12 protein-coding genes are annotated in these 14,820 nt (G+C 31.7%); 8 read left to right on the top strand and 4 right to left on the bottom strand.

Features of this window, described 5'->3' with window-relative positions; genetic code table 11:
* Positions 1–28 precede the first annotated feature (28 nt).
* The 8 genes from J9309_RS05020 to J9309_RS04985 all read left to right on the top strand — a co-directional run bounded on the left by J9309_RS05020 (position 29) and on the right by J9309_RS04985 (position 9,983).
* Positions 29–625: a thymidine kinase gene (locus tag J9309_RS05020; RefSeq protein WP_230477443.1), complete on the top strand. Its 597-nt coding sequence runs from the start codon at positions 29–31 to the stop codon at positions 623–625.
* 13 nt (positions 626–638) lie between these two features.
* The gene (locus J9309_RS05015; RefSeq protein ID WP_230477442.1) at positions 639–3,077 is read left to right on the top strand and encodes a bifunctional UDP-N-acetylmuramoyl-tripeptide:D-alanyl-D-alanine ligase/alanine racemase; all 2,439 of its coding nucleotides are present in this window, start codon (positions 639–641) and stop codon (positions 3,075–3,077) included.
* Between the two features lie 45 nt (positions 3,078–3,122).
* Positions 3,123–5,372, top strand: a complete 2,250-nt coding sequence (locus J9309_RS05010; RefSeq protein ID WP_230477441.1) for a patatin-like phospholipase family protein — start codon at positions 3,123–3,125, stop codon at positions 5,370–5,372.
* A gap of 4 nt (positions 5,373–5,376) precedes the next feature.
* Positions 5,377–5,799 (top strand): rRNA maturation RNase YbeY, encoded by a 423-nt coding sequence (ybeY, locus tag J9309_RS05005; protein WP_230477440.1) that lies wholly within the window; start codon positions 5,377–5,379, stop codon positions 5,797–5,799.
* A gap of 53 nt (positions 5,800–5,852) precedes the next feature.
* Complete coding sequence (gene mnmG / locus J9309_RS05000) at positions 5,853–7,724, top strand: tRNA uridine-5-carboxymethylaminomethyl(34) synthesis enzyme MnmG (protein ID WP_230477439.1); 1,872 nt, start codon at positions 5,853–5,855, stop codon at positions 7,722–7,724.
* A gap of 3 nt (positions 7,725–7,727) precedes the next feature.
* Positions 7,728–8,621, top strand: a complete 894-nt coding sequence (locus tag J9309_RS04995; RefSeq protein WP_230477438.1) for a class I SAM-dependent methyltransferase — start codon at positions 7,728–7,730, stop codon at positions 8,619–8,621.
* A 127-nt stretch (positions 8,622–8,748) separates the two neighbouring features.
* Positions 8,749–9,264, top strand: a complete 516-nt coding sequence (locus J9309_RS04990; RefSeq protein WP_230477437.1) for a lipocalin family protein — start codon at positions 8,749–8,751, stop codon at positions 9,262–9,264.
* Between the two features lie 17 nt (positions 9,265–9,281).
* Complete coding sequence (locus J9309_RS04985) at positions 9,282–9,983, top strand: OmpA family protein (protein WP_230477436.1); 702 nt, start codon at positions 9,282–9,284, stop codon at positions 9,981–9,983.
* A 72-nt stretch (positions 9,984–10,055) separates the two neighbouring features.
* Here the strand turns inward: J9309_RS04985 and J9309_RS04980 are convergent, their stop codons facing one another.
* The 4 genes from J9309_RS04980 to J9309_RS04965 form a co-directional block, all read right to left on the bottom strand.
* Positions 10,056–11,144, bottom strand: coding sequence for a hypothetical protein (locus J9309_RS04980; RefSeq protein ID WP_230477435.1), 1,089 nt, complete (start codon positions 11,142–11,144; stop codon positions 10,056–10,058).
* A 109-nt stretch (positions 11,145–11,253) separates the two neighbouring features.
* The gene (locus J9309_RS04975; protein WP_230477434.1) at positions 11,254–12,648 is read right to left on the bottom strand and encodes a chloride channel protein; all 1,395 of its coding nucleotides are present in this window, start codon (positions 12,646–12,648) and stop codon (positions 11,254–11,256) included.
* A gap of 26 nt (positions 12,649–12,674) precedes the next feature.
* On the bottom strand, positions 12,675–13,388 hold the full coding sequence (locus tag J9309_RS04970) for a pirin family protein (protein ID WP_230477433.1): 714 nt from the start codon (positions 13,386–13,388) through the stop codon (positions 12,675–12,677).
* Positions 13,389–13,811: 423 nt separating this feature from the next.
* Positions 13,812–14,768, bottom strand: a complete 957-nt coding sequence (locus J9309_RS04965) for a 2-hydroxyacid dehydrogenase (RefSeq protein WP_230477432.1) — start codon at positions 14,766–14,768, stop codon at positions 13,812–13,814.
* Positions 14,769–14,820 lie beyond the last annotated feature (52 nt).

Below are 14,820 nucleotides of genomic sequence, written 5' to 3'. Positions count from 1 at the left end.
ATTTCTAATAAACACTAACATATCTTTTATGTTTATCGAAAATACATTTCATGATCAATCCAAAACAGGTTGGATAGAAGTAATCTGTGGTTCAATGTTCTCTGGCAAAACAGAAGAACTAATTCGTCGATTAAAACGCGCAGAATTTGCTAAACAACGTGTAGAAATTTTTAAACCTACTGTTGATACGCGCTACGCAGATCGAGAAGTTGTTTCGCACAACCAAAACTCTATCACAAGTACACCTGTAGAATATTCGTCAAGCATTTTATTACTTGCTGATGATTGTGACGTGGTTGGTATTGATGAAGCTCAATTCTTCGACGAAGGTATTGTTGATGTGGCTAACGAATTAGCAAATCAAGGAAAACGCGTTATCGTTGCCGGTTTAGATATGGATTTTAAAGGTCGTCCTTTCGGACCAATGCCTAACTTAATGGCTACTGCCGAATATGTAACAAAAGTACATGCGATTTGCGTTCGCACAGGTGGATTAGCACATTATTCTCATAGAAAAATCGACAGTGATAAATTAGTCGAATTAGGAGAAACTTCTGAATACGAACCTTTAAGCCGAAAAGCTTTTTTGGAAGTAAATAATAAAATTAAAATTGAAAAGTTATAAACTACAAACTATAGTGGAGATTGTCTCTGGTCAACTGATCGGAGACGGTCAAACGCCCATCGAACAAATATTTTTCGATTCTCGTTTAATTGTTCATCCGATCAACGGAATCTTCTTTGCACTTTCGGGTAACCAAAAAGATGGACATACTTTCATTGCAGACGCCTATCATAAAGGGATCAGAACCTTTGTAGTTCAGCATCCAATCCAACAATACAACGATATTAACCAAATAATTGTAGATGATCCCTTAGCAGCATTACAAGCTTGGGCAAAACATCATCGTCAGCAATTCAACATTCCTGTTATCGGAATTACAGGATCTAACGGTAAAACTATCGTTAAAGAATGGTTGAACCAATTATTATGGAAAAACTTTAATATTTCTCGAAGTCCTAAAAGTTACAATTCTCAATTCGGAGCTGCGCTTTCTGTCTTACAATTAAATCAAGAAAATAATCTTGGTATTTTTGAAGCCGGAATTTCAATGCCGAACGAAATGGAAAAGTTGGAAGAAATAATTCAACCAACAATTGGAGTATTGACAAAAATCGGAAATGCGCACTTAGAAAATTTTGATCATGAAAAACATTTAATTCTTGAAAAATTAAAATTATTCAAGAATGTTGATCAATTGATCTATAATATCGAAAATGATCAATTACATCAAATGATCATGGAAGATGAGCATTTGTCTAAAATTGATAAAATAACATATGGTTTTAGCGAAACTGCTTTGGTACAAATCAAAGAAATTACACAAGTAGATTCAAATACAAAAATTTCTATTTTACATAATCAAGAAATTTTTGATTTTACTATTCCTTTTCAGGATGATGCTTCTATTAAAAATAGTTTGATTTGTTTAACGACATTAATCGGATTAAATATTGATTATAAACAATATAAAAACAATTTTTCTGAATTATTACCGATTGAAATGCGTCTTGAAATTAAGGAAGCAATCAACAATTCAATCTTCATTAATGATACATTCAATTCGGATCTAAATTCTTTAAAAATTGGTCTAAATGTTTTAAATCAACAAAAAAAGACAAGAAAAACATTAGTTCTTACTGATATTTTACAAAGTAACTTATCAGACGAAGATTTATACAAACAAGCAGCAGATTTAGTTAATCCGTACCAATTCACAGAAATTGTTTTAATTGGGGATAAGATTTCAAATTATAAAGATTTATTCCAATCTTATGTTCGATCGTATAAATCGACAGATGATTTTTTGAAACAGTTCAAAATTCAAAATGTTTACGACGAAGCAATTTTATTAAAAGGCGCACGTCCTTTTCATTTGGAAAAAATTGCGGAAGAATTAGAAACTCGTTCGCATGATACGGTTCTTGAAATTAATCTTCAAAACTTAATCGAAAATATTAAAACCTATCGCTCACTTCTTAAACCAACCACAAAAATGATGTGTATGGTGAAAGCTAATAGTTACGGTGTAGGAAGTTTTGAAGTTGCAAATGTATTAGAAAATAATGGTGTCGATTATTTAGGAGTTGCGATTGCTGACGAAGGAAAAGAACTACGAAAAGCTGGAATTTCTGTTCCGATTATTGTGATGAATCCAGAACAAAGTAGTTATTCAACAGTCATTGAATATCAACTTGAACCTGAAATTTACAGTTTCCGAGTGTTAGATTTATTTGTGAAAAAACTAAAAGAAAAGCAAATTTCTCGACCATATCCAATCCATATAAAATTAGAAACTGGAATGAATCGTTTAGGATTTCATGAATCAGAATACGATCATTTAATCGAAACTCTAAAGAATACACCACAAGTTTACGTACAATCAATTTTCACCCATTTGGCAACTGCTGATATGGAAAATGAAAAAGACTACGCAAACTATCAATTTAATCGCTTTGATAATGGTTATGATATTTTATCAAAAGGATTAAATATAAAACCAATCAAACATTGTTTGAATTCGCCAGGAATTGTAGCGTACAATGATCATCAATACGACATGGTTCGTTTAGGTATTGGAATGTACGGTTATTCGGAATATTCAGATTTTATGACTAAAAAATTAAAACCTGTTATCCAATTTAAAACAGTAATTTCTCAAATTTCAGAATTAAAAGTTGGTGAAACGGTAAGTTATGGAAGACGTTTTAAAGCCGAAAGAGATTCTCGCATTGCAACACTTCCTGTGGGATATGCAGATGGTATTAGACGATCGTTAGGTTACGGAAAAGGTAAAGTAGGTGTCAATGGAAAATTAGCGCCAATTACAGGAACTATTTGTATGGACATGATGATGATTGATGTTACAGATATTGATTGTAAAGAAGGTGATGAAGTTATCATTTTTGGTTCTTACCCAACTTTAGCCGATTATACAAAGGATCTAGAAACGATTCCTTACGAAGTTTTAACATCGATAGCTCTTCGTGTAAATCGAGTATATTATAAAGAATAAAATAAAGGTTGTGAATGTTCACAACCTTTATTTTTTCATTTAAAATTGAAGTATCTTTATAAAACTATTCCTGATTTGATGAAGTTAAAAAAGTTTCTAATTACCGTTTTATTTGTTCCAATTGTCAATTTTGCTCAAGATTCTATCCAACAAAATACGCGTCCTAAAGTAGGAGTTGTTTTAAGTGGTGGCGGCGCGAAAGGTTATGCACATATTGGCGCTTTAAAAAAAATTGAAGAGGCTGGAATTAAAATTGATTACATTGGTGGTACAAGTATGGGCGCAATTGTTGGTGGTTTATATGCTGCTGGATATTCGCCAAATGAATTAGAGATAATCATTAAAGAATTGGATTTAACATCGCTAATTATTAATGAAAAAACTCGCCAAGACATTCCATATTTTGAGAAAGCAAATAGTGAAAAATATATTCTTGATTTGCCTTTTAATAACTTCAAATTAACAATACCACAAGCTGTATCTTCAGGGCAAGGTCCGTTAGATTTATTAACGTATTTATTCAGACACGTTCATCACATCAAAGACTTTTCACAACTTCCAACACCATTTGTTTGCATTGCGACTAATATAGAAACAGGAGAGGAAATTATTTTAAAAGAAGGTTTTTTACCACTAGCGGTTTTAGCAAGTGGTGCTTATCCATCTATGATTAAACCCGTAAAAATTAAAGATAAATTGTTAATTGATGGCGGTGTTTTAAATAATTTTCCTGTGAAAGAAGTTAAGGATATGGGAGCTGATATAATTATTGGTGTTGACCTTCAAGATCCTTTAAAAAAACAAGACGAATTAAGTTCTGCGACTGATATTCTGCAACAGATTATCAAGTTTAATATGGAGAGTAAATCGGATGAACAACGTAAGCTAGTCGATTTAATGATTCAGCCAGATACAGAAGGTTTCAACGTCGCAAGTTTTGCAGATATTAAACCAATATTGGAACGTGGAATAACTGCTGCAGAATTAAAATTTGATCAATTAAAACAGATCGCCGCTTTACAAGGCAATCAACCAAACGACAGAAAATCATTAGACCTAAAAGAATATATTTTGATTCGTGATGTAAAAGTTAATGGAGCAGAAAAATATAATCTTAACTATTTGGAAGGAAAACTTAAAATTAAATCTCCTCAATTAGCTAGTTTCAAAGAAATTCAAGAAGGGATTAATAGGTTATATTCTTCAGGAAATTTTAGTAAAGTTGATTACAAATTGATTCAGGAAAAAGAGAACGAATTCATGCTGGAACTTACGATTACAGAAAACCCTATTAAGCAAAAAATCCGTTTCGGATTACATTATGATGACTTCTTTAAAACGGGTCTTTTAATTAATTATACTTCGAAAAATACTGTCTTCAAAAATTCAACTTTATCCACAGATTTTGTGATTGGAGATTACATGAGGTACAATATAAATTATTATATAGATAATGGATATTTGCCAAGTTTCGGAATACGATCAAGAATGCATCGCTTCAATAAAGAGGTTAATTTAAGTGAAACAAGAAGTCCAGAATATCCAAATTTAAACGAACTAAACTATACATTTAATGACTTTGTCAATCAAGTTTACTTGCAATCTACATTAAAAGAGCGCTACGCAATTGGTATTGGATTAGAACATCAATACATAGAACTTTATACGAGAAATGTAATAGAAACCGACAATTTTCCATTTGCTGTAAACGACAAGGGAAACTACTTTAAAGCATATGCATATATTGGCGCAGACAGCAGAAATAATCCTAACTTTGCATCAAGAGGGTTAATGTTTGCTTCATCCATTAAATACATATTTGATTCAAATGTTAAAGACTTTGAAAAAATTTATGAATTTGAAGCTGATTTAGAGAAGAATTTTCACATTAATAATTTCCTAAGTTACAGATTTACTGCTAACTTTGGAACCTTTTTTAACGGGAACAATACAAACGCTCAAAAATTTATTGTAGGCGGATATGTTCAACAAAGATTTTTAAATTATACTAAATTTTATGGTTTACCATTTGCTACAGCTTTAGGAAATAATAAGCTTGTACTTGGATCTGAAGTTCAGTTTAAAATTTTAAAAAATCATTACGCTGGAGTTCTCATGAATTTAGCAAATGTTGAAGACAGATTCGAACATCTACAACTTACAAAATTTAAATATTCTGGTTACGGAATTAAGTATGGATACGATAGTCCGCTAGGGCCAATCAATTTTATTTGGGCTTATTCTCCTCACACAGAAAAAGGGTTGTTTAATTTAAGCTTAGGCTATTGGTTTTAGAACAATGATAGAATTATTTTACGAAACAGAATTTGAAATTAAAGACAGTCAAATCTGGATTGATTGGGTTACAGAAAGTATGAAAAATGAAGGAAAATCAATCGATGAATTGAACTACATTTTCTGTGACGACGAATATTTATTAGAGATTAATCGTCAGTATTTAGATCATGATTACTACACAGACGTAATTGGATTTGACAATTCTGAAGATGATGTTTTAACAGGAGATATTTTCATTAGTGTGGAAAGAATTGCAGATAATGCAAAACAAAATAACGTTTCTTTCGACAATGAATTAGCTCGTGTTATGATTCACGGAATCCTTCATTTTGCTGGTTATCCAGACAAAGAAGAAGAACAAAAGAGAATCATGACTGAAAAAGAAGATTTTTACTTAAACAGATTTCAACAAATAAAAGCATAATGTTCCACGTGGAACATTGTTTGTTTTTAGACAAAATATAAAACACGATTATTATGATATTTCAATCAGAATATGACGTAATTGTAGTTGGTGGTGGACACGCAGGTGCCGAAGCCACAGCTGCAGCAGCAAACCTTGGAGCTAAAACTCTATTGGTTACAATGAATCTACAAATGATCGGACAAATGTCTTGTAATCCTGCTATGGGTGGAATTGCAAAAGGACAGATTGTAAGGGAAATTGATGCCTTAGGTGGTTATTCAGGTATTGTAACTGATAAAACGATGATTCAATTTAAAATGTTGAATTTATCTAAAGGTCCTGCAATGTGGTCACCAAGAGCACAATCAGATCGCATGCGTTTTGCAGAAGAATGGCGACTAACTTTAGAACGCATACCTAACGTAGATATGTTCCAAGACATGGTTAAATCATTAATCATAGAAAATGGAAAAGTTTGCGGAGTACGTACAGGAATGGGAATGGAAATTCGTGCAAAAGCAGTTATTTTAACAAACGGAACTTTCTTAAATGGTTTAATTCATATTGGTGAAAAACAATTTGGAGGTGGTCGTATGGGTGAAAGTGCTGCATTCGGAATTACGGAACAATTAGTTGATTTAGGTTTCGAAGCTGGACGTATGAAAACTGGAACTCCTCCTCGAGTTGATGGTCGTTCAATTGATTATTCAAAAATGATCGAACAACCTGGAGATGAAATCCCAGGTAAATTCTCTTACACAAATACACCAAAATTAACAAAACAAAGATCTTGTTGGATTACTTATACCAACCAAGATGTACACGATATGTTAAGAGAAGGTTTTGATCGTTCACCAATGTTCAACGGTACTATTAAATCTACTGGACCAAGATATTGTCCTTCTATCGAAGATAAAATTAATCGTTTCGCAGATAAAGATCGTCACCAAATTTTTGCTGAACCAGAAGGTTGGGAAACAATGGAATTCTATATTAATGGATTTTCTACTTCTTTACCAGACGAAGTACAAGCACGCGCATTAAGAACTATTCCTGGTTTTGAAAATGCTAAAATTTTACGTCCTGGATACGCAATCGAATATGATTATTTTCCACCGACACAATTGAAACATACATTAGAAACTAAGATCATTGATAACTTATACTGTGCTGGACAAATCAACGGAACTACAGGTTACGAGGAAGCGGCTTCACAAGGTTTAATGGCTGGTATTAATGCTGCATTAAAAGTTCAAGAAAAAGACGAATTTATCTTAAATAGAAATGAAGCTTATATTGGAGTTTTAATTGACGACTTAATTACTAAAGGTACAGAAGAACCATATCGTATGTTTACTTCGCGCGCTGAATATCGTATTTTATTACGTCAAGATAATGCTGACGAACGTTTAACTCGTAAAGGTTTTGATATTGGTTTAGCCAAAGAAGAACGTTTAGTTAGAATGGAAAATAAATATAAAAATGCTGAAAAATTAGTTCAGTATTTTGAAGAACATTCTATCAAACCAAATGAGATAAATGAAGTTATTGAAGAACGCGAAGGTTCTCCTCTAGCCCAACCAAATAAAATGGTTAATGTAATTTCTCGTCCGGAATTAAAATTAGCAGATTTCACAAAGTTAGATCGTGTTGCAAATTTTATTGAAGAAAATAATATTAACGAGGAAGAATTAGAACAAACAGAAATTCAAATTAAATACAAAGGTTATATCAAGAAAGAGAAACAAAATGCTGATAAGCTAACTCGCTTAGAAAACCTTCGTATTCCAACGAATATTAATTATGAAGCGATGGGTTCAATGTCTATTGAAGCTCGCCAAAAATTAACTAAAATTAAACCTACAACTGTAGCACAAGCTTCACGTATTAGTGGAGTTTCACCTGCAGATATTAGTGTTTTATTAATCCACATGGGTAGATAATATATGAACAACGTTCCACGTGAAACAATAAATGAAAATCCTTCAATTGAAGGATTTTCTGGTATAAAGGTATTAGATTTACAAGACTACTTTTTAACTCAAGAAAAATTCTCTTTGCACAAGGATGATAAAACTGGAGTGCATTACACCTATCCTCAACCTTTAGAAAATCTTTCGAAGTATTACGAAAGTGAAAATTATATTTCACACACTGATGGTAAAAAATCAATTTTTGAAAAAATATATCAAATTGCTAAGCAGTATAATTTAGATCAAAAATTGAAATTAATTCAGAATTCTACACAAGGAAAAAGCATCCTAGATTATGGTTGTGGAGCTGGTGACTTTTTACAACATATGCAAAAAAATGGATATGATGTAACGGGAATGGAACCTAATCCTAAAGCATTTGAAATATCTCAGAATAAGATTGGAAAAGAAAACGTAGTTAATTGTGAATTAAGAGAGATAAATCGTAAATTTGATATAATCACGATGTGGCATGTTCTTGAACATATACCAAATTTGAATGAAATTTTAACTGAATTAAAGCAACATTTGAATCCTGGTGGAACATTAATCATCGCGGTTCCAAATCATCTTTCTTACGACGCAAACTACTACGGTAAACATTGGGCTGCCTTTGATGTTCCAAGACATCTTTGGCATTTTAATCCTGAGAGTTTACAGCTACTAATTCGCAATTTTGGTATGAATATTGTAAATGTTAGCCCAATGGTATTAGATGCATTTTACGTGAGTTTACTTTCTGAAAAATATAAAGGAAATAAAGTTCCATATTTGAAAGCTTTCTTCGTTGGATTGAAATCTAATTTATCTGCTAAAAAGACAGGCCAATATTCGTCTTTAATTTATACCATTAAGATTAGTAAATAATATAATGCACTTTAACGAACGATTTTAGTGCTTAATGTATGATAACATTAATTTTTTCTGAAATGTTCTTAAAACGAATTTATGAAGGCCGTTTTTAGCCAATTATTTGATCTAAAATAAAACAACTATGAAAAAAGTAATTTTAATGTTAACTGTTGGTGCTACATTTATGTTAGGTTCATGTGCATCTACAAATGTTCAAAAATCTCAAATGGAAACAGGTAAGGAAGTACGTGGTGCTTGGACTTTATCTGATGTGAGTTATGAAGGTTTAGCGAACCAGCAAGTAAGCGGAAAAGTAAAAGTAACTGAAACTGTTTCTAACGTTTTTGATATGGCAAAGCCAGAATGTTATGTTGGCTCTACTTGGAATTTAGTACAAAATAATAAAACGGGTACTTACACATTTAATACTGCAGATTCTGCTTGTCCATCTGGAACTGCTAAAATTATCTGGAACATTGTGGAAGAAGGTACAACAACATACTTCACTTTCAAAGATGTTACTGGTATTAAAGCTAAACAAAACACAGCTGGTTACAAATTAAGAGTTTCTTATTTAGATGCTACAAACATGACTTTGGTACAAGATGTTAATGTGAATGGAAAAATAGCACAAGTACTTTACTCTTTTCAACGCTAATCTATAAATCTTAAATTATGAAAAAATTAAATACAAAATTAACTGCAATCGTATTAGGTGGAGCATTCGTTCTGTCTTCATGTTCTGCTGTTCAAAATGCCAATAACACACAAAAAGGTGCTGGTATCGGAGTAGTTGCTGGAACTGTTTTAGGTGGTATTTTAGGAAATAATATTGGTAAAGGTGGAAACACTGCTTTAGGTGCTGTAATCGGTGCTGCTGTTGGTGGAGCTGCTGGAACAATTATTGGAAATAAAATGGATAAACAAGCTCAGAAAATTGAGCAAGTTTTACCTGGAGCTGAAGTTGTTCGTACGGAAGAAGGGATTAACTTAATTTTAGATGAATCTTCTAAAGTTACTTTTGAATATAACAAATCAGGATTAACATCAACAGCAAAAACTAACTTAGATAAATTAATCGAAGTTTTCAAAGAATACCCAGATACAAATTTATTAATTGTTGGTCACACTGATAACGTTGGTTCACAAGGTTACAATAAACCATTATCTGAGCAACGTGCAAATTCGGTTAAACAATATTTAGTTGCTAATGGAATTTCTGCTTCACGTTTAACTTCAACAGGAAAAGGTTTAGAAGAACCAATTGCTGATAATGCTACAGCTGAAGGTCGTGCGGCTAACCGTCGTGTAGAAATTGCAATTACTGCAAATGAAAAGATGAAAGCTGATGCTGAAAAAGAAGCTGGAGTAAAATAATAAACTTATATTTTCTTATAAAAGAAAAGCGTCCAAATTTGGACGCTTTTTTTATGTTAAATAAGGATTGCTCTATTTTACGTTAACAATGAACCATTTCCCGTTAAGATGTTCTAGTGTTAAAATATATTTTTTATTAGAATCATCATTCAAAGTTACATTTGACTCTATTAAAACTACTTTCTCGTCTCCATCAATAACTTTTGTATCTTTTATTTTAGCACTTTCTAAAACGGTTACAAAATTATCTTGCGAAAACTTTTGATAAGTTGCCCAATCACTATTTCTTGTTAAAGCAAAAGCTGCTGAATAATTCTTTTTAGAAATATTTTGCATAAAACGATTACTTAAATTCGTAACCATTGCGATGTCTTTACTAATCGTTTTAGATACAGAATCCATCTTCGTCTCCACTCCTGCTCTAACCAAATCAGAAGGAATTGTAACAGTTTTTCTTTGTGTCAAATATCTTTCTGGATGTGGAATTCTTACCAAAACATCAACAGAATTTGATTTAATTTTTGATGGATCTAAGCTAGAATATTTTAATAAAATACCATTATTTCTATACAAAGCATCTATCGAATTTGGATCGATTGTAGCCCTTTGTGTATAGATAATTTGCCCACCACTAAATACTTCCATTGTAGCTGTAACAGCTTTTTCTAATTGAATTTCTTGTCCTTCAACATCAAAGAAAAATGGATCTAAACGAATACCTTCCTCTTCATTTTTAACTCTGAAATCAAATCGTTGTATCTTAATTGACGGTTCTTCAGAAACTTCTACCTCAGTTGTAGGTGTAATTGTTCCAGGTAATGGAATTCCATTTGCTAAAGGAACTTGATTTCTATTCCATGAAAAGTTATTTTCAACGGCAATTTTTTCAGCCATATCAAATATCTCGCTTGAAGTTTTATTATCAACTAAATTTCGAACAGCAGCCCAACGTTGCTCATCATTATTGGTTGCATTAGTTTTGTAGTGATAAACTATATCTAACGCTTCCTTAAATTTATCTTGTTGCAACAATGGCAATTCTTTGGCAATTTGATCCACAGTTTCGTTAAAAGCTGCTTGATCACGACCATCTATTTTCATATTATCGTTTGAACAACTAAAAACAAACAATAATGAAGCAATTAGTAATATTCTTTTCATAGGTACAATTTCCAATTTTATAAATCTCTAATCGGTTTAATATAAATCGATTATATCTAGATATTCTTATATTTTGCAAAAGTAATCGAATAAAATTATCCGAAACTATTTATGCTAAGTTTTCTTCAATTTTTTTGGACTTATTTTTCTCTTTATTCTCTAATTGAGTTAAAAGATCTTCTGTAATAGTTTCTGCTGTTTTCTCGTAAAATGATTTCTTATCGATACGATTCGCAATTAAATTAGCTCCCCAAGCTGCAACCAACATGTAAAATATAACCGAATGTCTATCAGTCATTTCTAAAACCAGAATTGCACACGTAAAAGGAGAGCGCGTAAAAGCAGTTAAAAAGGAAACCATTCCTATTAAAACCAACATATTAATCTGTCTTGGTTTTAATGTAAATAAATCGCCAATAAAAGCTCCAATAGAACCTCCGAAACTTAAAGCTGGTGCAAATATACCTCCTGCTCCACCATTTGTAAACGAAATAATCCCGTTAAACAAACGAGCCGGAATCGTATACCATTCTACTTTTTTATCAGCTTCAAACAACAAGCGATCTAATAATAAATTCCCTGCTCCAACACTATCTTTATCTGTATAAAAAACAACTGTTGCAAATGCCATTACAGCCAAAAATCCAAAAATAAATTGTTTCTTTTTGGATAACTTTTTCTTGAATGAATTAACATTAAAAGCTATTTTACCAAAATAAGCACCAAAAATTCCACAAACTAATGTTACTAATAAAAGTATCAGAAAAAATTGCCATCCATCAGGATCTACTTTTGGGAAACCAAAAACTAAATATGGTCCTAAAATAGTTTGTGCAGTAAAACCTGCAATGATTACCGCTGAAAAAACAGTAGTTCTTAAATACTTAATATGGTTTTTTGATAATTCTTCTATTGCAAAAACTATTCCACCTAATGGTGTGTTGAATGCTGCTGCTAAACCTGCCGCTCCTCCTGTAATAATCATTAACTTCTGAGAAATCTTTGGCCAAGAATCAGGAATAGTTTTATTTACAACATGTAAAACTGAAGCTGCAATCTGAATGGTAGGACCTTCTCTTCCCACTACTCCACCTCCAAGAGACATGAAAAAACTACTTAGTATTTTAATGAATATGATTCGAACACTTAAAAGTTGATCAATTAGTTTTTTAGATTTTTTCTTTGGTAAAGAAAGTGACGCAATAACTTGTGGAATTCCACTTGCGTTAGAATATTTTGAATACTTCTGAACAGAAATATAAGATAAAAAGAAAAACACAGGTGCTAATACAAACACCCATGCTTTATTATGTGCATATATTTTTAAAAAAGTTGATTCGCCAAAATGTAAAATTTCAGCATATAAAACAGCTAATAAGCCAATCACGCAAGAGGCAATCCAAAGTGGAATGTTTTGAAAAATAAAAGCAGTAGATTCAAATCTTTTTTTTGTAACCTCTTTTATTTTTAACTCGCTCAATTTCTCCTTTTTAGCTGATTCCATTTTTTAATTCAAGTTGATACTCAAAGTTAAAAAACTAAAGGAACTTCTATTAATAAAACTTCAGAATTTGATAATACTTTAAATTGGATTTCGTTTTCTGGTGTAATTTCAACTGAATCTCTTCTTTGAAGTAATTTACCATCAAATTCAATCTCACCTTCAACAACCATTAAAAACACTCCTTGATTTTGATTGTGAATTTTATAATTAACTTCTTTATCAACATTAAATTTACCTTGGAAAATCCATGCATTTTGATGAATCCATACTCCTTGATCATCTGCATTTGGAGAAAGAATTTGATACAATTCATTCTCTTTTTCAAATTGCTTAATTGATAATTGTTGATATCTTGGTTCTACATTTTGTGCATTTGGAAAAATCCAAATCTGAAAGAATTCAGAAGTAACATCTTCATAAGCATTCATCTCAGCATGAAAAACTCCAGTTCCAGCACTCATTACCTGAATATCTCCTGCTTCTATAACAGAACCAGTACCCATAGAATCGCTGTGTTTTAGTCCTCCTTTGGTTGGAATTGTAATAATTTCCATGTTGTCGTGAGGATGTTTACCAAATCCCATTCCACCCGTTACAATATCATCATTCATCACACGTAATGCTCCGAAATGAATTCTTTCTTGATCAAAATAATTTGCGAAAGAATAAGAATGTTTAGTATTTAACCATCCATGATTAGCTCCTCCTCTTTCGTCTGCTTTAAATATTTGGTATTTCATGATTTTATTTCTTTTATTCAAAGTTACTATAAAGCAAATTTGAAATTCTTGATATGTGTTAATTAATGTTTTAAAATGTGTTATTTAAACATTTGAGTTATTAAAATTAACAATTTATAAAAATTGTTAATTAAGTCAATTTTGTTATAATTTACAATAAATTAACTATTTATAAGTTATAAATAAGTTGTTAAAATGTATAATTAATTGATGTGAATATCTAGCTATTCACAATTGTGAATAACGCTAAATAAAATTAATGGAAATAACATCTATATCATTCAAATTGGTAATTTGGACATTCGTATGCTTAATCGCAATGATTGGAGCGATATTTATGGTTTGGAAAGTTTACAGAGCTTTATCTAAATAAAAAAAGCACCTCGAAATGAGATGCTTATAGGGTTATTAACATTGTTAACATTACTTGTTATCTTTTTGCCATGCAATGATTTTATCTCGAATAAACTCGGCTAATTTCACTTTTGATTGATGTGTCCAACCAGCTATATGCGGAGCTAAAACGACATTATCAGCTTCAATTAAATATTGAAACTCTTCAGGCAATTCTGAAGCAACCAATTTCTCAAAACTTGATTTTTCAAATTCTAAAACATCTAAAGCGGCTCCTAAAACCTTTCCTGATTTCATCGCATCAACCAAATCTTTTGTCACAACACTTTTTCCTCTTGCAGTATTAACAAAATAAAATGGATTCTTGAAGTTATTAATAAACTCTGCGTTAATCATTTGCATCGTATCTGGCGTTTGCGGCGTGTGTAAACTAACAACTTGTGCACAATTAAAGAATTCTTCTAACGAAACTTGTTTTGCAAACTCATTTCCTTTATTTGGTAAAATATCATAACAAATAACTTCTACGCCAAAACCTTGTAAACGTTTCGCGAAAGCATTTCCCATGTTTCCATAACCAATGATTCCAACAGTTTTACCCATCAACTCATCGCCACGGTTTTCTTCACGTTTCCAAATCCCATTACGAACTTCTAAATCTGCACGTCGTAAATGATGCATCAACATCAACAACATTCCTACCGCATGTTCACCAACCGAATCACGATTTCCTTCTGGAGAATTGAATAAAGTTATTCCACGTTCAGCAGCATATTCTTCATCTATATTCTCTAAACCAGCTCCTACTCGACCAATAAATTTTAGATTTGTTGCTTTTTCTAAAAACGAACGATCTATCGGGAAGCGAGAACGAACAATCAATCCGTCGTATTGATCAATTTTCTGTTCAATTTCTTCTTTTGATGAAATGTAATCTTCATCAACAATAAATCCAGCTTCTCGTAAACCATTATTTAAACATTCGTGATTAGAATCTATTGCTAATATTTTATAGGAAGTCGACATGTATATTTTTCTTTCAAATTTACGATAGATTTTCTATTTCAATCAGTAATTC

The sequence above is a fragment of the Faecalibacter bovis genome, from assembly GCF_017948305.1.
Lineage (GTDB): Bacteria > Bacteroidota > Bacteroidia > Flavobacteriales > Weeksellaceae > Empedobacter > Empedobacter bovis.
Note: the sequence above shows the minus strand (reverse complement) of the source record. Positions and strands in the feature narration are given on the sequence as shown.

Excerpts from the sequence above, each read along its gene's own strand:
- J9309_RS04985 (WP_230477436.1), top strand. The coding sequence starts at position 9,282 with ATGAAAAAATTAAATACAAAATTAACTGCAATCGTATTAGGTGGAGCA.
- J9309_RS05020 (WP_230477443.1), top strand. The coding sequence starts at position 29 with ATGTTTATCGAAAATACATTTCATGATCAATCCAAAACAGGTTGGATA.
- J9309_RS04975 (WP_230477434.1), bottom strand. The coding sequence starts at position 12,648 with ATGGAATCAGCTAAAAAGGAGAAATTGAGCGAGTTAAAAATAAAAGAG.
- J9309_RS04990 (WP_230477437.1), top strand. The coding sequence starts at position 8,749 with ATGAAAAAAGTAATTTTAATGTTAACTGTTGGTGCTACATTTATGTTA.
- J9309_RS04970 (WP_230477433.1), bottom strand. The coding sequence starts at position 13,388 with ATGAAATACCAAATATTTAAAGCAGACGAAAGAGGAGGAGCTAATCAT.
- ybeY (WP_230477440.1), top strand. The coding sequence starts at position 5,377 with ATGATAGAATTATTTTACGAAACAGAATTTGAAATTAAAGACAGTCAA.
- J9309_RS04980 (WP_230477435.1), bottom strand. The coding sequence starts at position 11,144 with ATGAAAAGAATATTACTAATTGCTTCATTATTGTTTGTTTTTAGTTGT.
- J9309_RS04995 (WP_230477438.1), top strand. The coding sequence starts at position 7,728 with ATGAACAACGTTCCACGTGAAACAATAAATGAAAATCCTTCAATTGAA.
- mnmG (WP_230477439.1), top strand. The coding sequence starts at position 5,853 with ATGATATTTCAATCAGAATATGACGTAATTGTAGTTGGTGGTGGACAC.
- J9309_RS04965 (WP_230477432.1), bottom strand. The coding sequence starts at position 14,768 with ATGTCGACTTCCTATAAAATATTAGCAATAGATTCTAATCACGAATGT.